Consider the following 19817-nt stretch of genomic DNA (forward strand, 5'->3'; position numbering starts at 1 on the left):
GCCCGAAACTGGTGGGTGTCAGCTCCGACGGTGGGAGCGGCTGGTGTCGACCGGCCGCCCGGGGTCGACGTGGCGGGGCCGGTCGGGTTCGTCGGATCGAAGCGGGGCCAGGGTGTCGGTGATCGCGTCGATGATCCGGTCGGTGGCGCGGCGGGCCACACCGGGTGCGCCGGGCGCCAGGTCGGCGAGGTCGACCGGGGCGCCGAAGCGTACCCGGACCACCCGCCGGTGGGTGACGGTGCGGGCGAGCGCACGTACGAGCCCTTTCGGGGCCCGGTAGGGGAGCACCTCGTGGGCGCCCCACTGTGCGACCGGGATCACGGGCACACCGCAGCTCAGGGCGAGCCGGGCGACGCCGGTCTTGCCCCGCTCGGGCCAGAGCCCCGGATCCAGACCGATTCGGCCTTCCGGATAGACCAGAATGACCGCGCCGCCGGCCAGGGCGTCGGCGGCCGCCGTCATCGCCTCGGCCACGGTGCGGGCACCCCGGTCGACCCGGATGTGCCCGGCCTGCCGCATCGCGGCACCGACCAGCGGGGCGCGGAACAGCCCGCCGGTGGCCATGATCCGCGGCGCGATCCGCACCGAGTCGCAGGCGGCGGCGAGCACGATCGGGTCGAACGGGCTGATGTGGTTGGCGGCCAGCAGCAGGGGGCCGGGGCGCAGGTGCCCCGGAATCTCGTCGGCCACCTCCAGCCGGGCCAGGGCGCCGACCACGACGCGGGCGAGTGGTTGTGCGGTACGCCAGAGCAGCGGCGCTCGCCATTCGGGGTGCCCAGTCTCCATCAGCGCTTCATGATCGCACGAGTGCGCACCCGCGGGGCCGTTGACCCGCATGATCGGGGCCATTGGTCCCGGGACCTCAGGCCCCCCGCCCCTGAGAATTCTTCTACGACCGACTGTAGTATCTACTACGCTTCGTAGTAAGTCTGTAGATCTGGGGGTCACAGGTGGACGCGTTAGACGTCGCCCGTTGGCAGTTCGGTGTCACCACCGTCTACCACTTCCTGTTCGTGCCACTAACCATCGGCCTGTCCATCCTGGTCGCGATCCTGCAAACGCTGTGGCACCGCACCGGCGACGAGAAATACCTCAAACTCACCAAGTTCTACGGCAAACTCTTCCTGATCAACTTCGCGATGGGCGTGGTCACCGGCATCGTGCAGGAATTCCAGTTCGGCATGAACTGGAGCGACTACTCCCGCTTCGTCGGCGACATCTTCGGCGCCCCCCTGGCCATCGAAGCCCTGGTCGCCTTCTTCCTCGAATCCACCTTCATCGGCCTGTGGATCTTCGGCTGGGACCGGCTACCCAAACGCCTACACCTGGCCACCATCTGGGCCGCCGCCATCGGCACCAACCTGTCGGCCTACTTCATCCTCGCCGCGAACTCGTTCATGCAAAACCCCGTCGGCTACCAGATCAACCCCGACACCGGCCGCGCCGAACTGACCGACTTCGTCGCCGTCCTGACCAACAAGGTCGCCCTGATCACCTTCCCGCACACCATCGCCGGCGCCTTCCTCGTCGCCGGCTCCCTGCTCGTCGCCGTCGCCCTGTGGCACCTGATCCGCCGGCCGGACTCCCCGGACACCCCGGCCTACCGGTTCGCCGCCAAGTTCGGATCCTGGGTCACCCTGATCTCCGCCACCGCCGTCATGATCACCGGCGACATCCAAGGCAAGATCATGACCCAGGTGCAGCCCATGAAGATGGCCGCCGCCGAAGGCCTCTACGACACCGAGAGCCCCGCCTCCTTCTCCGTACTCACCGTCGGCAGCCTCGACGGCAGCCGCGAACTCTTCGCCCTGAAGATCCCCTACCTGCTGTCCTACCTCAGCACCGGTGACCCCAACGGCACCGTGAGCGGCATCAACGACCTCCAAGCCCAATACACCGCCCAGTACGGCGCCGGCAGCTACACCCCGATCATCCCGATCACCTACTGGAGCTTCCGCCTCATGATCGGCTTCGGGCTGGCCGCCGCCGCGATCGCCCTCCTGGTGCTCTGGAGCCAACGCAAGGGCCGCACCCCCACCAGCCGCTGGCTACTCCGCGCCGGCCTGATCATGCCCCTCCTACCCCTCGCCGCGAACTCCTTCGGCTGGATCTTCACCGAGATGGGCCGCCAGCCCTGGATCGTCTTCGGCGAAATGCTCACCCGCGACGGCGTCTCCCGCAGCGTGTCACTGGCCGAAGTCCTCACCTCATTCACCGCCTTCACCCTCATCTACGCCGCCCTCGCCGTCATCGAAGGCAAACTCCTCATCCGCTACGCCAAGGCCGGCGTACCCGACCTGACCCCCGACCCCGACCCCGACGACACCGACGACGCCGAGCGCCCGCTCGCCTTCGCCTACTGATCTGCGGAGCCCCACATGGAACTCACCACCATCTGGTTTCTCCTCGTCGCCGTGCTGTTCACCGGCTACTTCATCCTCGAGGGCTTCGACTTCGGCGTCGGCATGCTCCTACCGGTCCTCGGCCGCGACGACCGCGAACGCCGCGTCCTGATCAACACCATCGGCCCGGTCTGGGACGGCAACGAAGTCTGGCTAATCACCGCCGGCGGCGCCATGTTCGCCGCCTTCCCCGAGTGGTACGCCACCCTCTTCTCCGGCTTCTACCTCCCGCTACTGCTCATCCTGCTCGCCCTGATCGCCCGCGGCGTCGCCTTCGAATACCGCCACAAGCGCCCCGAAGCATCCTGGAAACGCCGCTGGGACCACGCCATCTTCTTCGGATCCCTCCTCCCCGCCATCCTCTGGGGAGTCGCATTCGCCAACATCCTGCGCGGCGTACCCCTCACCGCCGACCACGAATACGCCGGCGGGTTCTTCAACCTCCTCAACCCCTACGCACTCCTCGGCGGCGCCACCACCGGCGCCCTGTTCCTCACCCACGGCGCCGTGTTCATCGCCCTCAAAACCGTCGGCGACATCCGGCACCGGGCCGCCGCCCTCGCCGTCCGCGTCGGCATCGCCACCGCCGTACTCGCCGTCGCGTTCCTCACCTGGAGCCTGACCATCCGCGCCAACACGGCCGCCATCGCCCTCGCCGTCGCCGCCGCCGTGGCCCTGCTCGGCGGCCTCGCCGCCGCCTACGCCCGCCGGGAAGGCTGGGCCTTCATCGGCACCGCCGCCGCGATCGGCCTGGCCGTGGCAACCCTGTTCACCGCCCTGTTCCCGAACGTGCTGCCATCCACCCTGGATGCCGCCGGCACCCTCACCGCCACCAACGCCGCCTCCACCCCCTACACCCTGAAAATCATGACCTGGGTGGCGGTGATCTTCACCCCGATCGTGCTGGCCTACCAGGGCTGGACCTACTGGGTCTTCCGCAAGCGCATCGGCGTGGCCCACATCCCACAACACTGAGCCCACCACAAAGACGGTCGCCCGCCTCCCGGGATTCGGGAGGCGGGCGACCATCGTCGTGGTGGGCTCAGCCCGCCTCCCGCAACTCCGCCAGCCGCGCCTCCACCTCCGCCAACTCCGAACGCAGCTTCTCCGCCTGCTGCTCCGCCTCGGCCCGCTCCGCGGCGAGAATCTGCTCCACCGCCTCCTGCACCCCCGACACATCTACCAGCCCGACCATCCGCAGCGCCTCCGCCGGCTTCACCACATACGGCTTGGCGAGCACCTTCGCCCCCTGCTGCGCCGCCACCGTCCACTCACCCTCGCCGTACGCCAACGTCACCGTCAGCCCCGCCGGCCCCTTCGCCTTCACCGGCTTCGCCCCCCGCCGCGCCGGCTTCGTCGACTCCGCCGGACGGGCCGAGGAACCCTCCCCGGCCGCCCGCGCCGCCGGCGGCGGCGTATCCAACACGAACTCCGGCTCCGGCGCCACGACCGGCTCCGCCGCCACCGGCTCCCCAGCCGGCCGCTCCGCCGACGGCACCTTCCGCCCCGCCCCCCGCGGCGCCACCGCCACATCAACGGGGGAGAAGGGCAACTCGTCCCGCCCGAACCGCACCACCACGAACTCGTCGGAAACCGCCGGGTCGGTCAACGCCACGACCTGACCGACCTGCCCCGCAATCTGCCCCGCCGACGCGGTAAACACCACCTTCGGCTTCCGGCCCGCGGCAACCGCCTCCCGGATGCCCGCCACCTCCTCGGTGGACAAACCCTGCCCCGACATCACACCCCCTCTTCCGTACACCTGTCCGACAGCAGTACTTGATACCAGCTGCCGCCCCACCAAGGTGCGCCGCCCCATCACACCCCCGAGGTAGCCTCGCCACACCACCCCCGCCAGACCAGGAGAGGCCCCGTTGAACCCCGTCACCGTCATCACCGGTGGTAGCCGCGGAATCGGCGCCGCCATCGCCCGCCGCCTCGCCCGCGCCGGCCACCACATCGCCTTCTCCTACCAACGCGACCACACCGCCGCCAACACCGTCCTCGCCGAGCTACGCGCCACCGGAACCACCGCCATCGCCATCCCCGCCGACACCCGCGACCCCGACCAACTCGCCACCCTGTTCGCCGCCGCCGCCGACCTCGGCGAGCTCACCGGCCTGGTCAACAACGCCGGCGTCACCAGCCCCATCGGCCCCTTCGTCGACCTCGACCCCACCGATCTGCGCCACGTCGTCGACGTCAACCTCGTCGGCTACATCCTCGCCGCCCAACAGGCCGCCCGCCGGATGCCCGCCGGCGGCGCCATCGTCAACCTCTCCTCCGCCGCCGCCACCCTCGGCTCACCCGGCGAATACGTTCACTACGCCGCCGTCAAGGCCGGCACCGACGCCCTCACCCTCGGCCTGGCCAAAGAACTCGCCCCCCGCGGCATCCGTGTCAACGCCGTCGCCCCCGGCATCATCCGCACCGACATCCACACCCTCTCCGGCCAGCCCGACCGAGCCGACCAGGCCGCCGCCCGCATCCCACTCGGACGTGCCGGCGAACCTGACGAGGTCGCCGCCGCCATCGCCTGGCTCCTCGGACCCGACGCCAGCTACACCACCGGCACCATCCTCCGCGTCGCCGGCGGCCTCTGACCCCGCCACCAACCCCGACCGCCAGCAACCGGAGTTACACCCAGACCCAGCCCGCCAACTCGACCCAGGAGACCCGATGAGCACGGCCACCAGCCCGGCGCACCAGCCACCCGGGCCACACGTCGCCGACAGCCACGACCTGATCCGCGTACACGGCGCCCGCGAGAACAACCTCAAAGACATCAGCGTCGACATACCCAAACGCCGGCTCACGGTCTTCACCGGCGTCTCCGGCTCCGGCAAAAGCTCCCTGGTCTTCGCCACCATCGCCGCCGAGTCCCAGCGGATGATCAACGAAACCTACAGCGCGTTCGTGCAGGGGTTCATGCCATCGCTGTCCCGACCCGAGGTCGATCTCCTCGAAGGCCTGACCACCGCCATCATCGTCGACCAAGAACGAATGGGCGCCAACCCACGCTCCACCGTCGGCACCGCCACCGACGCCAACGCCATGCTCCGCATCCTGTTCAGCCGGCTCGGCCAACCACACCTCGGCTCACCCAACGCGTACTCCTTCAACGTGCCCTCGGTGACCGCCAGCGGCGCGGTCACCCTCGAACGCGGCGCGGCCCGCACGAAAACCGAAAAGGTCAGCTTCACCCGCGTCGGCGGCATGTGCCCCCGCTGCGAGGGCATGGGCGCGGTCACCGACTTCAACCTGGCCGCCCTCTACGACGACACCCGCACCCTCAACGAAGACGCGCTGACCATCCCCGGCTACAGCATGGAGGGCTGGTACGGCCGCATCCTGCGCGGCTGCGGCTTCTTCGACCCCGACAAGCCCATCGGCAAGTACACCCAGCAGGAGCTACACGACCTCCTCCACCGGGAACCCACCAAAGTCAAGATCGACGGCATCAACCTGACCTACACCGGCCTGATCCCGAGCATCCAGAAATCCATGCTCGCCAAGGACGTCGACTCGCTCCAACCGCACCTGCGCGCCTTCGTGCAACGCGCCGTCACCTTCACCACCTGCCCCGAGTGCGACGGCACCCGACTGGGCATCGAAGCCCGCTCCTCCAAGATTAACGGCAGGAGCATCGCCGACCTGTGCCGCATGCAGATCAGCGACCTGGCCAGCTGGCTGCGAGAGCTCGACGAACCGACCGTGGCCCCACTCCTGACCGGAGTACGCCACCTCCTCGAATCCTTCACCGAGATCGGCCTCGGCTACCTCTCCCTCGACCGGCCCACCGGAACCCTGTCCGGGGGAGAGGCCCAACGCACCAAGATGATCCGCCACCTCGGCTCCGCACTCACCGACGTCACCTACGTCTTCGACGAGCCCACCATCGGCCTGCACCCGCACGACATCCGCCGCATGAACGACCTGCTACTGCGCCTACGAGACAAGGGCAACACCGTCCTCGTCGTCGAACACAAACCAGAAACCATCGCCATCGCCGACCACATCGTCGACCTCGGCCCCGGTGCCGGCGCCACCGGCGGCACCGTCTGCTTCGAAGGCACCCTGGACGGCCTACGCCACAGCGCCACCATCACCGGCCGGCACCTGGACGACCGTGCCGCCCTCAAACCATCGGTACGCACACCCACCGGCACCCTGCCAATCCGGGGCGCGACCACGCACAACCTCCGCAACGTCGACGTTGACCTCCCACTCGGCGTGCTCTGCGTCCTCACCGGAGTCGCCGGCTCCGGCAAGAGCTCCCTGATCCACGGATCCGTCGCCGGCCGCGACGGCGTCATCATGATCGACCAGAGCGCCATCCGCGGCTCCCGACGCAGCAACCCAGCCACCTACACCGGCCTACTCGACCCGATCCGGAAGGCGTTCGCCAAGGCCAACGGCGTCAAACCGGCCCTGTTCAGCGCCAACTCCGAGGGCGCCTGCCCCAGCTGCAACGGTGCCGGCAGCATCTACACCGAACTGGGCGTCATGGCCTCCGTCGAGTCCACCTGCGAGGAGTGCCAGGGCAAACGCTTCCAGACCTCCGTACTGGCGTACTCACTCGGCGGCCGGAACATCGCCGAAGTGCTCGCGATGCCGGTCGCCGAGGCCCGAGAGTTCTTCGGCGCGGGCGAGGCGCGCACCCCGGCCGCCCACCGGATACTTGATCGACTCGCCGATGTCGGGCTCGGCTATCTCAGCCTCGGCCAACCTCTCACCACCCTCTCCGGTGGCGAACGACAGCGGCTGAAACTCGCCACCCAGATGGGCGAGAAGGGGGAGATCTACATCCTGGACGAGCCGACCTCCGGCCTGCACCTCGCCGACGTCGAACAACTCCTCGGCCTACTCGACCGGCTGGTGGACGCCGGCCGGTCGGTCATCGTCATCGAGCATCACCAGGCGGTGATGGCTCACGCCGACTGGATCATCGATCTCGGACCCGGCGCCGGCCACGACGGCGGCCAGATCGTCTTCAACGGTACGCCGGCCGACCTGGTCGCCAGTCGGAGTACCCGTACTGGTGAGCATCTCGCCGCCTACGTCAGCCCCTGAACACGGCACCCGTCGGCGTTCGGGAGTCGTTTCGTCAGGTGCGCCGCTGCTGACGTGCGGAGGTCGGCGTCGCCGACCTCCGCAGCGGCGGTCGGGTCAACATTCGATAATGCACATTATGTAAAGTATGGCCCGGGCGTGGCGGCTCCCCTCCGACGGCCGGAGCCCTCGCGGGGTCCAGTTAGGCCCGTAGCGCGATTGGTGGAGTGCCGGATTCGTGTGCTCTTGCTTCTCGTGCTTGTTGCCGGCGCGGTCACCGTCGCGGCTTCGGCTCGCCCGTCTGAACGGTCTGGCGGCCACGGTCGTGGCCGCCGCACACCGATCGGGCGCCCGCCGGTGGCGGCGATTCTCCTGTCGCTCACCGTGAGTCTGGTGGCGGTGGGCATCACCCGCGCTCCCACCCCCTTCCGTCAGGGAACTCAACAGCCTCTCTGTCCAGAACGTGAGTTTCATGCATAATGTTCCTTATGCAGGATAAGTCGGGTGAAGCGGTAGTGCGGCTGATCGAGGAGTTCCTGACCGATCGCGCCACCCGCAAACCCTCTCCGCACACCGTGGCGGCGTACCGGCGGGACCTGCGCACCGTGGCGAGCATCGCCGCCGACGCGCTCGCCCCTCCCCTCCCCCTGGTTGACCTGCCGTTGGCGGCGCTCCACTCCCGCACGCTGCGGTCGGCGTTCGCCCACTTTGCCGCTGCCCGCTCCGCCGCGTCGGTGCACCGCGCCTGGTCCACCTGGAACAGCTTCTTCGTGTTCCTGGTGGCGGACGGGATCGTGGCCGGCAACCCGATGCCAGCGGTCGGGCGTCCGAAGGCGCCCCTACCCCGGCCCAAGCCACTACGCGGAGTGGACACCCCGGAGCAGTTGTTGACCGCCGTGGCCCGGGTTGACGGCCGCCAGCGAGACCCCTGGCCGCAGCGGGATCTGGCGGTGTTGGCGCTGGCATTGTGCGGCGGGTTGCGGCTGGCCGAGATGCTGGCGCTTCGGGTGGCGTCCCTGGCCGGGCGGGTCGGCGAGCGGCGGCTTGATGTGGCCGGTAAGGGTGGGCGGCCGCGGGTGGTGCCGGTGGAGCCGGAGTTGGACCAGGTGTTGGCGGAGTACCTGGACAGTTGTCGCCAGCGATTTGGTGCCCGTGGTGTGCGTCCCGACTCGCCGTTGTTGATGGATCGCCGGGGTGGGCCGCTGCGCCGGGGTGGGCTGCAGTATCTGGTGGACTCCTGCTTTCGGCGGGCCGGGGTTGGTGACCGGGTGCCGCCGGGGGCGCGGCTGCACGCGTTGCGGCACACGTTCGCGACGCGGCTGGCGGAGGATGGTGCGAGCGCGGCGGAGATCATGCGGCTACTGGGGCATGTGTCGCTGGCGTCATCGCAGGCGTACATCGAGGTGACGGCGGGTCAACAGCGGGCCGCGGTGCGCTCGAACCGCACCCATCGGGTGCTGGCGGAGTTGTTGTCGACGTGAGGCAGCGGCTGGCCCGGGCGCTGCCTGGGCCAGCCGCCGTCAGGGTCAGGCGGGTTCGCGGTCCTGCTCGCTGAGGGCGAGGAAGGCCATCGCCGCGAGCGTCGCTCCGATCGCTTGGGCGAGTAGGTGGATCCAGATTGCTGACCAGGCGAAGAGGCCGATGGCGGCGCCGCCGAAGGCGACTGCCGGGTTGAAGGCCGCGCCGGAGATTCCACCGACGGTGATCACTCCGACCAGGACGGTGCCCCCGATTGCCAGGCCGTAGAAGGAGTTGTCCGGGTGACTGCGGCTGGTGGCGACGTTGAGCACCACGTAGGCGAGGGCGAAGGTGAAGAGGGCTTCTACCGCCAGTGCCATCCAGATCTCGCGCCCGGCCGGTGACAGTGCTGTCGGCTTGGCGTTGTCGAGGATGAGTTGGCTGGTCACCGCCCCGGCCAGGCCGCCGAGGAGTTGGGCCAGGATGTATCCTCCGGCGTCGGCTCCCTTGATGCGGCCGCGGATGAGAACGGCCAGTGTTACGGCGGGGTTGAAGTGGGCCCCGGATATGTGCCCTCCGGCGTAGATCATGACCATGAGGATTCCGCCTATTGCCACTGGCGCCAGGGCGTTCATCGTGGTGACTGCCAGGCCGATCGTCAGGAGCAGGAAGTATGTTCCGATGAGTTCGGTCGCGTACCGACGCATTGTCGCCTCCCTTGTCGATCCCCTCGCCGACACTACTCGTATTGATTAATGCAAATCTTACGAAGTAGTGACATGGTGGAGAGATATCGCTGGGTGTTGGTGTCGTGGTCGGAGCGCTGGCGGACGGTCGCGCGACCGGCGGGTTCAGGTTTCGGGGTGCAACATGAGCAGGACCGCCCGGTTGTGCCGTTCGTGGCCCTGGTACTGGTGCGGGCGGTTGGCGTCGAACCGGATGGAGTCGTGTTCGGCCAGGGTGGCGGGGGCGTCGGCCGGGCCGGTGGTGATGCTTCCGTGGGTGAGGATGAGGCACTCCTGCACGCCGGGCAGGTGGGCGGGCGAGTGCTGGACTGTCTGGGTCACGTCGATGTCGTAGACCTCCACGGTGCCGCGCAGTGGGATGCGGTGGAGTAGGCGGGCGCTGACCGCGTCCCCGCTGACGCGTGGTTGTGGGTCGTCGGCGCGTACGACGTCGGTGTTGGGGGTGGGTGTCTCCAGTAGTTCGCCGAGCGACACCCTCAGCGCCGCGGACAGGGCCCACAGGGTGCTGAGGGTTGGGTTGCCGTGCCCCTGCTCGATGCCGTGCAGGGTGGTCTTGCTGAGGTCGCCGGCCGCGGCCAGGTCGGCCAGGGACATGCCTGCAGTGTTTCGCAGTCGGTGCACATTCGAGCCGACCGTACGCGCCACATCCATACGTACCAGTTTAGTGTTACGTTCGTTCCAGGGAAGCGAACAGAGCGGGACGTTGAGGAGGGTCACATGACCGTCAGCCGCCTACGCGACATTCCGGGCATCGGCGTTGATCTGGTCGGCGACGCTGCGGACGCGGTAGCCGACCCGGACTTCCTTCGCCTGGAGAATCTGGACACCGACCTGAGACCACCGGCAGTGGCGGTCACCGCGACCCGGGCTGCGATCGAGGACGACGCGGCCAATAGCTACCTCCCCTTCCAGGGGCAGCGTTCCCTTCGCGCAGCCGCCGCAGCCCACGTGTCGCGCATCGCTGGCCGGCGATACGACCCTGACACCGAGTGCGTCAGCGTCGCTGGTGGACTGAACGGCATCCTGAACACGCTGCTGGCGACCGTGGAGCCAGGTCAGGAGGTGGTGCTGGTTGACCCCATCTACGCCGGCCTGGTCAATCGGGTCCGGCTTGCCGGTGGGGTGCCGCGCTTCGTGCCCGCCAAGCCCACGACGACCGGCTGGGTGGTGGATCCGGAGCGCCTCGCCGGCGCGGTAGGAGCCAACACCGCCGCCGTGCTGATGATGGGCCCGGCCATGCCCTCCGGGTTGGTCCTGGACGCGGAGCACTGGGCCGCGTTGTCTGCTGCCTGTGGGCGACACGATGCCTGGCTGATCTACGACGCGGCGATGGAGCGGATCCGCTTTGACGGCCTTCGCCCCAGCCATCCAGCCGCTCATGACGGCCTCGCCCGGCGCACCATCACCGTCGGTTCGGCATCGAAGGAGCTGCGGCTGATCGGCTGGCGGGTCGGGTGGGTCGTGGCCCCGGCCGCGATTCTCGCCGACATCAAGCTCGTTGGCATGGCCAATGTGGTCTGCCAGGTGGGGCTGGCGCAGGGGGCGGTGGCGGCCGCGCTCGACGCACCCGACGCCGAGGCTGATGTCGTCGCCGCCACCCAACGGTGGCAGCGACGCTGCGAGATGGTCCTGCAGCAGCTTTCGGACTATCCGGTCGTTCGGCCACATGGGGGCTGGTCGTTGCTCGTGGATACCCGGCCCCTGGGGCTGACACCTGCCGCACTGGCGGGGCTTTTGTTCGACCGGGCGAAGGTGGCGGCCGCGGCGATGGATGGCTGGGGCCCCAGCGGGGCGCACTATCTGCGGATCGTGTTCGCCAACGAACCGGTCGACCGGCTTTCCGGCCTGGCTGACCGGTTCCGTCAGGCCATCGGATAGTCCGCGTTCGGTCACCTCGGCCGGCTGCCCGGTGTAGAAGAGGTAGGGGACGGCCAGGTCTGGGGTCCCGGAGCGGGGGTCATCGTGCGGTACGGAACGGCCCGCCCACGCCGGCCCCGGGGGGATCTGGTGCAGCGGAACGTCGCTGGCACCGGCTACTGCTTCCCGCCGGCTACCCGTCCGGAGGTGTGGCGGGAGCACATCGCGCCGGTGGCGGCGGTGGAGCCCCTCAACGATCGGCGCATCGCCGAGCTGCTCAGGGTTGAGCCCGGTACCCGGGTGATGCGCCGGTTCGGGGTCACCGGCCCCGAGGCGGAGCCGCCCTTCCAGATCAGTGCCTCCTGGATCCATCCGCGGGCCACGAGCGGGCCTGGGTGGGACTCCCCTGCCGCCGGGCCGGACGGTTGGCAGCACCGGCTGGAGGCCGGAGGTCACTGGCCGATCACCTGGATGGAGATCCACCGCGCGCGGATGCCCAGTACGCGGGAGGCTGCCCTGTTGGAGATCGTGGTGAGCCTTCCGGTGCTGGAGATCATTCGGGTGGGTGTTTCCGGCGGCGACGGTGAGCCGGTCGAGGTGACCGAGTGCGTGGTCGCCGGTGACCGGGTGGAGACCATCCATCTCCTGCACCGTGGTGGGTCGGCGCGGGAGCCGTGGCCTGAGTTGATCAACGCGCGCCCGGAGGGTGACCCGCAACGGTGAGTCTGCGCATCGACGTTGCGGGGAGCTGTCACGTGGGGCTCGGCCGACGACGCAACGAGGACGCGATTCACGTGGGGCGGTGTCTGTTCGCGGTCGCCGATGGTCTCGGCAACCATGGTGCCGGCGATGTCGCCAGCGCCACCGTGATCGAGGCAGTGCGGCGCTACGACCGGGACGTGGACCCGGTGGCGCTGCCGGTGGTGCTGGGAGAGGCGGTGCACGCGGCGAACAGTGCGGTGCGGCACCGGGTTGCCGCCGCACCGAGCCTTGCGGGCCTGGGGACCACCCTGGTCGCCCTGCTCAGTGCCGGTTCGGCGGCCGCCCTGGCCAATGTCGGTGACTCTCGGGCCTATCTCCTGGCGGCGACGGGCCCGCAGCGGGATCGCACCGTCCAGGTCACCGAGGATCACCTGTACCGGAACCTGGTCGCCGGCGCCGCCGAGGTGCCTCATCTCTCCGACAAGCTGACGCGTTTCCTGGATGGGCACCCTGATGGCCGCTCACCCGACATCACCGCGTTGGCGCTGGCCTCCGGGGATCGGATCCTGCTCTGTTCGGACGGTCTCAGCTCCTATGTGTCGCCTGAGCACCTGCACACGACCCTTGCGGCCGCAGCAACTCCGCAGCAGGCGGTGCAGCGGTTGACTGCTTCCGCGCTCACGCACGGTGGCCCCGACGTGTCGGCGATCGTCCTGCACGTCCGGGACGACAGCTAGGCTCGCCGGGGCAGGTGTGGGAGGTCGCTATCGAACGCTTTCGGGTGCGGGGACGGGGTGCTCGGCGGCCCGGCTGATCTGTTCCCAACTGGACCAGGTGTCCATCCGGCGGTGGGAGAGGTCGAAGGCCAGATCGTAGACCGTGCCGCCGAGCAGCAGCCGCAGCGGTGGTTCGTCGCTGTCGACGAGGGTGAGCAGGGCTTCGGCGGCGAGGCGGGGCTCGCTGTCGACCGACCCGTGCGCCCACTGCGCCTGCACCTGGGCCCGGAGCGGATCGTAGGCGTCCACCGACGTGGTGGTGGTCATGTCCTGGTAGAGGTTGGTCCAGTAGCCACCGGGCTGCACGATGCTGACCTTGATGTTGAAGGCTGCGGCCTCCAGCGCAAGGGCTTCGCTCATGCCTTCGAGCGCGAATTTGCTCGCGCTGTACAGACCGGTGCTGGGGAAGCCGCCGAGGGCGGCGATGCTGGAGATCTGCACGATGTGGCCGGCCCGTTGGGTGCGTAGCTGCGGCAGGACGGCCTGGGAGACCCAGAGCGCGCCGAAGAGGTTCACGTCGAACTGGGCCCGGGCCTGTTCCTCGGTGAATTCCTCGATCATGCCCAGGGACAGGGTGCCGGCGTTGTTGACGACGATGTCGAGGCGCCCGAAGTGTTCGACCGCGGTGGCTACGGCGGCGAAGACCGCCGTACGGTCGGTCAGGTCAAGCGGCAGCGTAAGTAGCCGTTCACGGTGCCGCTCATCGAAGTCTTCGGCGGCGATGGTCCGGGCGGCGGCGGCGACCCGGTCCCCTCGTTCGAGCGCGGCCGTGGTGAAGGCGTGGCCGAGGCCGCGACTGGCGCCGGTGATGAACCAGGTGCGGGCAGCGGTGTCGGATGGGTCGTGCATGGGCTTCTCCTGCCTCCAACGAGTAACGCGCAAGACGAGACGTAACGTCTCGGCTTGCGAGCTTACGCGCGGTGACCCCCTTCCACAAGACGATACGATTCGTATCGTTAGCTATCATGATGGGATGGCACCCAACCCCAGCCGTCGGCGGGAGAGCTCCCGGCGGGCCATTCTCACGGCCGCGTTCGACCTGCTGCAGGAGGTCGGTTACGCCAAACTCACCATCGAGGGCATCGCCGTACGCGCCGGAGTAGGAAAGCAAACCATCTATCGCTGGTGGCCCTCCAAGGGCGTCGTCATCTTCGACGCATTCCTTATGCACAATGAGGGCAGTGCGGGTGAGCCGGTACTCCTTCCTGACACCGGCGACCTGCACGCAGACCTGACCGCGGTCCTGCGCGCCACTGTCACGGAGCTCAACGACCCGCGCTACGACCAGCCACTGCGCGCGCTGGCCACCGAGATCACGCACGATCCCGAACTGGCCGCCGCCTACGCCGAACGCCTGGACAAGCCGATGCGGCACGCCAAACGAACTCGGCTGCGCAGCGCCCAGCAGGCCGGCCAACTCGCCGCGGACCTCGATCTCGACGTGGCGGTGGACATCATCTGGGGGCCGGTACTCAACCGCTGGCTACAACGGAGTGGCCCCCTCACCATCGAGTACGCCGACAGTGTCGTCACCACCGCCCTCAACGGCCTTCATCCCCGCTCTTGAACGACCGGATTGGCCGGATTGGGCGGACAGCCGGCGGTTGGGCAGTCTGGCGCTGCCACCAGTCCATTATCTCATGGACATCAATTTCAACTACAATGGGTAGCGGGTTTTTGGCTGTCCTGGTAACCGCTACGGTGCCCGGCATGCTTACTGCTGAGGAGAAGTTCGTTCATTCCGGGCAGGTCCGGCTGTGGACCGAGCGGTTCGGCCACCCTGCTGACCCCACTGTTCTGCTGGTCATGGGTACCGCCACCCCAGCCATCGGCTGGCCCGCCGAATTCGTGGAAGCCCTCGTGCACAGCGGCCGACAGGTGATCCGGTTTGATCACCGTGACACCGGTCGTTCCGACTGCGTCGTTTTCACCCGGCATCCGTACGCGTTGGCCGACCTGGCCGGCGACACGGTGGCCGTTCTGGACGGCCACGGCGTCGCGGCCGCGCATGTCGTCGGAACGTCGCTGGGCGCGGCGATCGGGCAGTGGCTCGCCGTACATCAGCCAGCCCGGGTCCGTACGTTGACGGCGATGGCCGCCTCACCCATGGGGAACAATCCCGGCCCGGCGTGGGCGCGGGCACTGGCCGGTCAGCCGGCAGCGGCGGACGAGCTCCCGCCCCCGACGGCAGCGTTCCTCAGCCACCTGACGGTAGCGGCGAAGGCTCCTCGTGGCACTGCCCAGCAGCGCATGGAGGCGGACCTCCACATGTGGCGGGTGCTCAACGGCGGTGTCCTGCCCTTCGATGAGCTGGCCGCGCGGCGGTTCGTCGAAGAGTGCTATGCCCGTTCCACCAACGTCGCTGCCGCCTCGAACCACGATCTCGCCGGACAGCGCTGGGCCGATGACCGGCGGGCCGCGCTGTCCCGCATCACCGCGGCGACTCTGGTCCTGCACGGCAGCGATGATCCGCTGTTCCCCCAGGCCCACGGGGTGGCCCTCGCGGCGCAGATTCCGGGGGCGCAGCTGGAGATCGTGCCGGGGATGGGCCACCACCCGTTCTTCGCACCAGGACTCACCGAGCGCATCGCGGACCTGGTCATCCGTCACACGAGCTGACGCCACGCCGAACTCGCGCTGTGGGCCGCCGCCGGCACTCGACACCGCCAATGAGTGCCGGCAGACCATCCTGTAGGCAGCTTCAGTCCACGTCGAACGCGGCCCGCAGGGTGTCGCGGTGGGCGCGTACGTAGCTGATGTCCGCCGCGTAGAGGTCGGTGTGCCCGTCCGCGATGTGCTGCTGGAACGCCTCGTGGCCCCGGCTGGCCTGCTCGCGCATGACGTCGATGAGTGCCTGCAGCCGGTCCGGAACGACGTCGATGATCTCGGCGCCGACCTGCGGCCCGTACGCGCGGCAGAAGGCGGCGATTCGACGCCCCTGTTCCGTCGGGTTGCCAAAGCTCTCCGGGTTGCTCGGTGCCTGTAGCGGCGCGAACCGGTAGGCGGCGTAGGCGATGTCCCAGATCCGGGGTCCGGGGTGAGCCGCGTCGAAGTCAATGAAGCCCACGGCAGCGCCGTCCCGGACCACGCAGTTGTACGGGGCGGCGTCGCCGTGGCACATGACCTCGGCCGGCTGCCGGGCTGGGAGCAGCCAGGGGTCGTCGGGGCGCGGCCGGAACGAGGCGCTCGCATCGTGCAGGCCCCGGAGCAGTTCGGCGGCGGTGCTGAGGAGCGTCCGCGTACGCAGGTGCGGCGGAAGTGTCTCGGGAACCTCGCCGTCGATGAAGGTGAGTACCTCGTTGTTGTCGCTGTCGAAGCCACGTGGTTCCGGCGCGCCGTGGAAGCCGTGGTCGCGCAGATGCCGCAGGAGCCGATGGATGGCCGGCGCGGCCGGTGACGCCGGCCGGTGGACGACATCACCACGGCGGCGTACCACGTTCACTCCGCCCCGGAAGTCCTGTCGAATACTCATGCGCTGCTCGCAATCCGCGGGATCAGGCCGGGTTCTGACCGGTTATACCACGATGCGGGCGATGCCGATGTGGATGCCTGTCGTCGCACCCCTCGGCGGCATGCCAACCCCCTCTGCCTGCCCTGTTACGGTCGGCAAATCGTCCGCCACTACCCGAAGGACAGGTTGTGGGTATCCCCGTCGTCGTTCTAACCCTGCTTCTCGCCGCGGTGATCCTGGCCGCGGCCGTCCCGAAGGTCGCCGGCCAGGCCCAGATGCGGGAGCGGATGGCCCACCTGGGGGTCTCCCCCGCCCGCACCCGGATGATCGGCGGCCTCGAGCTCCTCGCGGTGGCCGGCCTGTTGCTGGGCCTGCTCTGGTGGCCGATCGCCGTCGCTGCCGCGGTCGGTGTGACCCTGCTGCTAATCGGGGCAGCGGGCTACCACGCCCGCGCGAAGGACCCGGTCCCGGCCGTCCTGGTCCCCGTGGTGTTCGCGCTCGCCGCCGCCGCGCTGGCCGTCCTGCACGTGTTGAACGCCTGATCTCCAAAACGCCGCCGGTGCCGCCCGGGTCCGAACAGCTCACCCAGCCCCTACCAGGACGGTACTGGCGGGGCACCTCACCCCGCTCAGGGGATAGCCACCGGGACATCCAGGCTGAGCGCCGCGGTGGTCATCGCGGACCTCGGCTTCCGCTCCGCCCCGGCACGAGCCCGCTGACTCCCGCTCGGACCACTAATCTGATAGAACCTTTCGATGATTGATACTGGTTCACAGTGGACAGCTCTCGTACTGGTCCGGCACGGATCGGTCCGGGAAGATGCGATGGCGGGCGGCCGCTTCAATCCGGCGCTGTCCGAGGATGGGCGGGCACAGGCCGACGCCGTCGGGCAGCGCCTGGCGGAGGCGGAATTCACGTCGGTGCGGGTCTCGCCGTTGCGCCGCACGGTCGAGACGGCCGAGCTCATCGAGGCGCACCGGTCGCGGGGACCCGCGTGCACCGTCGATCCGGATCTCGTGGAATGTCACCGCGGGCAGCTGGAAGGTGTCCCCGAGGACGACCCGGACGTTCGCGCCGCATGGCGGGGAGGAACATGGGAAGGGTGGCCGGGCGGGGAGCGGCGCACCGACTTCCGGGAGCGGCTGCGGCGGGTGCTGGCCGGCCTGCACGACCATCCGGGCGTGCACCTGCTGGTCACCCACGGCAATGTGATCAATGAGCTGCTCTGCCTCGCGGCCGGCGTGTCCGGCTGTGCACCGTTCAAGCCAGCCATCGCCTCCCTGAGCGTGCTGCGGACGGACCGTGACGGCGTCGCCCGGATCGTGGCGGTCAACGACCTATGGCACTTCGACGACGTCCTCCCGCAGCATCTGGCTCCCTAACCGGTCGGCATGAACGTCACGTCGGTGAGGGCTCCCCCCGTGGTCCGGACCGTGATACGTGCGGCCCGGGTTTGTGCGACCTCGACGCCTGCCCGGAAGACATGCAGCTTCGGCGCGAGCAGGCGGAGCGCGTCCGTGGCCCTCAGGGCATCGAGGATGACGAAGCTCGCCGGGTGTCCTTCGGCCAGGCCGTACCGATCCTCGATGCCGAGCATCCGAGCCGCGTTCACGGTCACCAGGTCCAGGGCTCGCGCCAACTCGTCGTGGCCGCTGAGCTGACCAAGGTACACGGCGAGCTGAGTCACCGCGAGCAGGTCCCCGGTGCCCAACGGTAGCCAGCTGTCCAGGACGGAGTCCTGCCCGGCCGCGACCGTCACACCCGCTGCGGTCAGCTCCTTGATCGGGGCAATCCCCCGGTGGCGGGCATGGCCATCGTGGCGGCCCTGGAGCAGTGCGTTCACCATCGGGCTCACCGTCACCGACACACCGGCTTCCGCCAGCATCGGCAGCAGCCGCGCCAGGTATGCCGGCGGGTATGCCGCCATGGCGGTGCAGTGACTGCCCACCACCCGTCCCTGCCAGCCCTGCTGCCGCGCCTTGGCGGCCATCACCTCCACGAAACGTGACTGTGGATCGTCGGTCTCGTCGCAGTGGCAGTCGACCGGCAGATCGAACTCGCGGGCCAGGTCGAAGACGGTGTCCAGGGAACGTACGCCGAGGTCGCGGCTCCACTCCAGGTGCGGTGCCCCGCCGACCACGTCACAGCCGGCCATCAACGCCCGGCGCAGCAGTGCCGGGCGTTCCGCCGAGGTGTGCACGCCGTCCTGGGGGAACGCCACCAGCTGGATCTCGCACAGGTCGCGGACCTCGTCGCGGACGGCCAGCAGTGCTTGGAGCGCCACCAGGTCCGGATCGCTGACATCGACGTGGCAGCGCTGGAACAGCACACCGTGCGCGACCTGCCACCGTATGGTCTCCAGAGCGTTGGCCCGGATCTCCGCCTCGCCGAGGGTGGGACGCAGCTCATCCCAGATCGCGATTCCCTCGTGAAGCGTTCCGCTGCCGTTGTGGCGGGGACGCCCGACCGTCAGCGCGGTGTCCAGGTGCATGTGTGCGTCGACGAAGGGCGGAGTGACCAGGCGGCCCGCTGCGTCCAGCTCCCGGCGAGCGGTCGTCGTCAGGCGGGGCGCGATCCGGGCGAAAACGCCATCGTGTACGGCCAGGTCGGCTAGGTCGCCCTCGGGGTAGCGCCGGGCGTTACGGACGATCAGGTCCAGCACGGTGCCGTGCTTCCGGGCCAGCCGCGCTCGCCCCGCCAGGCGGCGTCGAACACCCGGACCTGGTGCTCCAGGCTGCGCCGGTACAGCCGACGGAGCGTACACCGCTCCGCGTCGCCGCCGGTCTCGGCCGCTTGTTCGATGACCTCGGCGTGGCGTGCGCACATCTCGTTGCGGGTGCGGCGGGTGTACATGTCCGCCCAGCGCCGGAAGGCGGGCGGCCCGGTGATGGTGACGCCCCGGAACCGCTCCCCGACCACGGTGGTGAACAGCGAACACGGATACAGGCTGGCGGCGATGTGCGCGAAGGTACCCTCGTAGGCGACCCGGACGAGGTGGTTGACATACCCCTCCCGCTCGGGCGAACAACTCCAGCGGTCGTGGCGCATCGGTTGCCCGGCACCGAGCTCGTCCAGCAACGACTGCTTCTCGGCCAGTTCGGCGGTAGTGGACATGTCGTCGAGGACGTGGGCGGCCGCCCGGGCCCAGGCGTGACCGGTGGGCGCCTTCGCCACACCGAGGGCGAGCGCACGGTTGAACTCGGCGACGTGCGCGCCGTCGTCAAGCTGGAAGAACACGAACTGCTTGGTCGTGAGCGTGCCGGCGGCCATGGCCTCGATCCATGGATGATGCGCGTACGCCTGCCACACCTCGGCGGCGTCACGCCGGCATTCCTCGAGAAAGGTCATCCGGGCTCCAAAAGGTTGTTCATCA

At 69.1% G+C, this 19817-nt stretch carries 20 protein-coding genes; 12 read left to right on the forward strand and 8 right to left on the reverse strand.

Annotation, left to right across the window (positions count from 1 at the left end; all coding sequences use genetic code 11):
- Window positions 1-18 precede the first annotated feature (18 nt).
- Complete coding sequence (locus tag H0524_RS00230; protein WP_180196845.1) at window positions 19-786, reverse strand: 1-acyl-sn-glycerol-3-phosphate acyltransferase; 768 nt, start codon at window positions 784-786, stop codon at window positions 19-21.
- Window positions 787-950: 164 nt separating this feature from the next.
- Here H0524_RS00230 and H0524_RS00235 point away from each other — a divergent pair, with 164 nt between their 5' ends.
- Entirely contained in the window at window positions 951-2363 is a 1413-nt protein-coding gene (locus tag H0524_RS00235) for a cytochrome ubiquinol oxidase subunit I (RefSeq protein ID WP_180196846.1), read from the forward strand.
- Between the two features lie 15 nt (window positions 2364-2378).
- Window positions 2379-3377, forward strand: a complete 999-nt coding sequence (cydB, locus tag H0524_RS00240; protein WP_180196847.1) for a cytochrome d ubiquinol oxidase subunit II — start codon at window positions 2379-2381, stop codon at window positions 3375-3377.
- Between the two features lie 67 nt (window positions 3378-3444).
- On the opposite strand, the gene H0524_RS00245 is transcribed toward cydB, so the two are convergent.
- A complete protein-coding gene (locus tag H0524_RS00245) occupies window positions 3445-4143 on the reverse strand; it encodes a hypothetical protein (protein ID WP_180196848.1) in 699 nt (232 codons plus the stop codon).
- Between the two features lie 133 nt (window positions 4144-4276).
- On the opposite strand from H0524_RS00245, the gene H0524_RS00250 reads away from it, so the two are divergent.
- The 3 genes from H0524_RS00250 to H0524_RS00260 all read left to right on the forward strand — a co-directional run bounded on the left by H0524_RS00250 (window position 4277) and on the right by H0524_RS00260 (window position 8935).
- Window positions 4277-5005 (forward strand): SDR family oxidoreductase, encoded by a 729-nt coding sequence (locus tag H0524_RS00250; protein WP_180196849.1) that lies wholly within the window; start codon window positions 4277-4279, stop codon window positions 5003-5005.
- Window positions 5006-5081: 76 nt separating this feature from the next.
- Window positions 5082-7475: an excinuclease ABC subunit UvrA gene (locus H0524_RS00255; RefSeq protein ID WP_180196850.1), complete on the forward strand. Its 2394-nt coding sequence runs from the start codon at window positions 5082-5084 to the stop codon at window positions 7473-7475.
- Between the two features lie 467 nt (window positions 7476-7942).
- A complete protein-coding gene (locus H0524_RS00260) occupies window positions 7943-8935 on the forward strand; it encodes a tyrosine-type recombinase/integrase (protein WP_180196851.1) in 993 nt (330 codons plus the stop codon).
- 45 nt (window positions 8936-8980) lie between these two features.
- On the opposite strand, the gene H0524_RS00265 is transcribed toward H0524_RS00260, so the two are convergent.
- Both H0524_RS00265 and H0524_RS00270 read right to left on the reverse strand, forming a co-directional pair.
- Entirely contained in the window at window positions 8981-9619 is a 639-nt protein-coding gene (locus H0524_RS00265) for an MIP/aquaporin family protein (RefSeq protein ID WP_180196852.1), read from the reverse strand.
- Between the two features lie 144 nt (window positions 9620-9763).
- Entirely contained in the window at window positions 9764-10309 is a 546-nt protein-coding gene (locus H0524_RS00270) for an XRE family transcriptional regulator (protein WP_180196853.1), read from the reverse strand.
- Between the two features lie 66 nt (window positions 10310-10375).
- Here H0524_RS00270 and H0524_RS00275 point away from each other — a divergent pair, with 66 nt between their 5' ends.
- The 3 genes from H0524_RS00275 (at window position 10376) to H0524_RS00285 (ending at window position 12954) form a co-directional block, all read left to right on the forward strand.
- The gene (locus tag H0524_RS00275) at window positions 10376-11536 is read left to right on the forward strand and encodes a pyridoxal phosphate-dependent aminotransferase (protein WP_180196854.1); all 1161 of its coding nucleotides are present in this window, start codon (window positions 10376-10378) and stop codon (window positions 11534-11536) included.
- 129 nt (window positions 11537-11665) lie between these two features.
- Complete coding sequence (locus H0524_RS00280) at window positions 11666-12238, forward strand: UTRA domain-containing protein (protein WP_180197101.1); 573 nt, start codon at window positions 11666-11668, stop codon at window positions 12236-12238.
- Complete coding sequence (locus H0524_RS00285; protein WP_180196855.1) at window positions 12235-12954, forward strand: protein phosphatase 2C domain-containing protein; 720 nt, start codon at window positions 12235-12237, stop codon at window positions 12952-12954. Before H0524_RS00280 ends, H0524_RS00285 begins: the two co-directional genes overlap by 4 nt.
- A 27-nt stretch (window positions 12955-12981) precedes the next feature.
- Here the strand turns inward: H0524_RS00285 and H0524_RS00290 are convergent, their stop codons facing one another.
- Window positions 12982-13842, reverse strand: a complete 861-nt coding sequence (locus H0524_RS00290; RefSeq protein WP_180196856.1) for an SDR family NAD(P)-dependent oxidoreductase — start codon at window positions 13840-13842, stop codon at window positions 12982-12984.
- A gap of 124 nt (window positions 13843-13966) precedes the next feature.
- On the opposite strand from H0524_RS00290, the gene H0524_RS00295 reads away from it, so the two are divergent.
- Window positions 13967-14560 carry a TetR/AcrR family transcriptional regulator gene (locus tag H0524_RS00295; RefSeq protein WP_180196857.1) on the forward strand — a complete coding sequence of 198 codons (594 nt, stop codon included), beginning with the start codon at window positions 13967-13969 and terminating at the stop codon, window positions 14558-14560.
- Window positions 14561-14703: 143 nt separating this feature from the next.
- Window positions 14704-15612 carry an alpha/beta fold hydrolase gene (locus H0524_RS00300; protein WP_180196858.1) on the forward strand — a complete coding sequence of 303 codons (909 nt, stop codon included), beginning with the start codon at window positions 14704-14706 and terminating at the stop codon, window positions 15610-15612.
- Between the two features lie 82 nt (window positions 15613-15694).
- Here H0524_RS00300 and H0524_RS00305 read toward each other — a convergent pair whose 3' ends face one another.
- Window positions 15695-16465: an aminoglycoside phosphotransferase family protein gene (locus tag H0524_RS00305; protein WP_180196859.1), complete on the reverse strand. Its 771-nt coding sequence runs from the start codon at window positions 16463-16465 to the stop codon at window positions 15695-15697.
- A 167-nt stretch (window positions 16466-16632) separates the two neighbouring features.
- Here H0524_RS00305 and H0524_RS00310 point away from each other — a divergent pair, with 167 nt between their 5' ends.
- Window positions 16633-16986 carry a DoxX family protein gene (locus H0524_RS00310; protein WP_180196860.1) on the forward strand — a complete coding sequence of 118 codons (354 nt, stop codon included), beginning with the start codon at window positions 16633-16635 and terminating at the stop codon, window positions 16984-16986.
- Window positions 16987-17199: 213 nt separating this feature from the next.
- Window positions 17200-17826: a histidine phosphatase family protein gene (locus H0524_RS00315; protein ID WP_180196861.1), complete on the forward strand. Its 627-nt coding sequence runs from the start codon at window positions 17200-17202 to the stop codon at window positions 17824-17826.
- Here the strand turns inward: H0524_RS00315 and H0524_RS00320 are convergent.
- Both H0524_RS00320 and H0524_RS00325 read right to left on the reverse strand, forming a co-directional pair.
- On the reverse strand, window positions 17823-19106 hold the full coding sequence (locus H0524_RS00320; protein ID WP_180196862.1) for a cytosine deaminase: 1284 nt from the start codon (window positions 19104-19106) through the stop codon (window positions 17823-17825). The two genes, H0524_RS00315 and H0524_RS00320, sit on opposite strands and share 4 nt — an antisense overlap.
- Window positions 19094-19792 carry a TenA family protein gene (locus H0524_RS00325; RefSeq protein WP_180196863.1) on the reverse strand — a complete coding sequence of 233 codons (699 nt, stop codon included), beginning with the start codon at window positions 19790-19792 and terminating at the stop codon, window positions 19094-19096. Before H0524_RS00325 ends, H0524_RS00320 begins: the two co-directional genes overlap by 13 nt.
- Window positions 19793-19817 lie beyond the last annotated feature (25 nt).

This window comes from Salinispora sp. H7-4, assembly GCF_013416675.1.
Taxonomy (GTDB): Bacteria; Actinomycetota; Actinomycetes; order Mycobacteriales; family Micromonosporaceae; genus Micromonospora; species Micromonospora vitiensis.

What these genes read in the sequence shown, in the direction of transcription:
- H0524_RS00325 (WP_180196863.1), bottom strand. Translation starts at nt 19,792, where the DNA reads ATGACCTTTCTCGAGGAATGCCGGCGTGACGCCGCCGAGGTGTGGCAG.
- cydB (WP_180196847.1), top strand. Translation starts at nt 2,379, where the DNA reads ATGGAACTCACCACCATCTGGTTTCTCCTCGTCGCCGTGCTGTTCACC.
- H0524_RS00295 (WP_180196857.1), top strand. Translation starts at nt 13,967, where the DNA reads ATGGCACCCAACCCCAGCCGTCGGCGGGAGAGCTCCCGGCGGGCCATT.
- H0524_RS00300 (WP_180196858.1), top strand. Translation starts at nt 14,704, where the DNA reads ATGCTTACTGCTGAGGAGAAGTTCGTTCATTCCGGGCAGGTCCGGCTG.
- H0524_RS00265 (WP_180196852.1), bottom strand. Translation starts at nt 9,619, where the DNA reads ATGCGTCGGTACGCGACCGAACTCATCGGAACATACTTCCTGCTCCTG.
- H0524_RS00260 (WP_180196851.1), top strand. Translation starts at nt 7,943, where the DNA reads ATGCAGGATAAGTCGGGTGAAGCGGTAGTGCGGCTGATCGAGGAGTTC.
- H0524_RS00255 (WP_180196850.1), top strand. Translation starts at nt 5,082, where the DNA reads ATGAGCACGGCCACCAGCCCGGCGCACCAGCCACCCGGGCCACACGTC.
- H0524_RS00245 (WP_180196848.1), bottom strand. Translation starts at nt 4,143, where the DNA reads ATGTCGGGGCAGGGTTTGTCCACCGAGGAGGTGGCGGGCATCCGGGAG.
- H0524_RS00230 (WP_180196845.1), bottom strand. Translation starts at nt 786, where the DNA reads ATGGAGACTGGGCACCCCGAATGGCGAGCGCCGCTGCTCTGGCGTACC.
- H0524_RS00290 (WP_180196856.1), bottom strand. Translation starts at nt 13,842, where the DNA reads ATGCACGACCCATCCGACACCGCTGCCCGCACCTGGTTCATCACCGGC.
- H0524_RS00270 (WP_180196853.1), bottom strand. Translation starts at nt 10,309, where the DNA reads ATGGATGTGGCGCGTACGGTCGGCTCGAATGTGCACCGACTGCGAAAC.
- H0524_RS00275 (WP_180196854.1), top strand. Translation starts at nt 10,376, where the DNA reads ATGACCGTCAGCCGCCTACGCGACATTCCGGGCATCGGCGTTGATCTG.
- H0524_RS00305 (WP_180196859.1), bottom strand. Translation starts at nt 16,465, where the DNA reads ATGAGTATTCGACAGGACTTCCGGGGCGGAGTGAACGTGGTACGCCGC.
- H0524_RS00315 (WP_180196861.1), top strand. Translation starts at nt 17,200, where the DNA reads ATGATTGATACTGGTTCACAGTGGACAGCTCTCGTACTGGTCCGGCAC.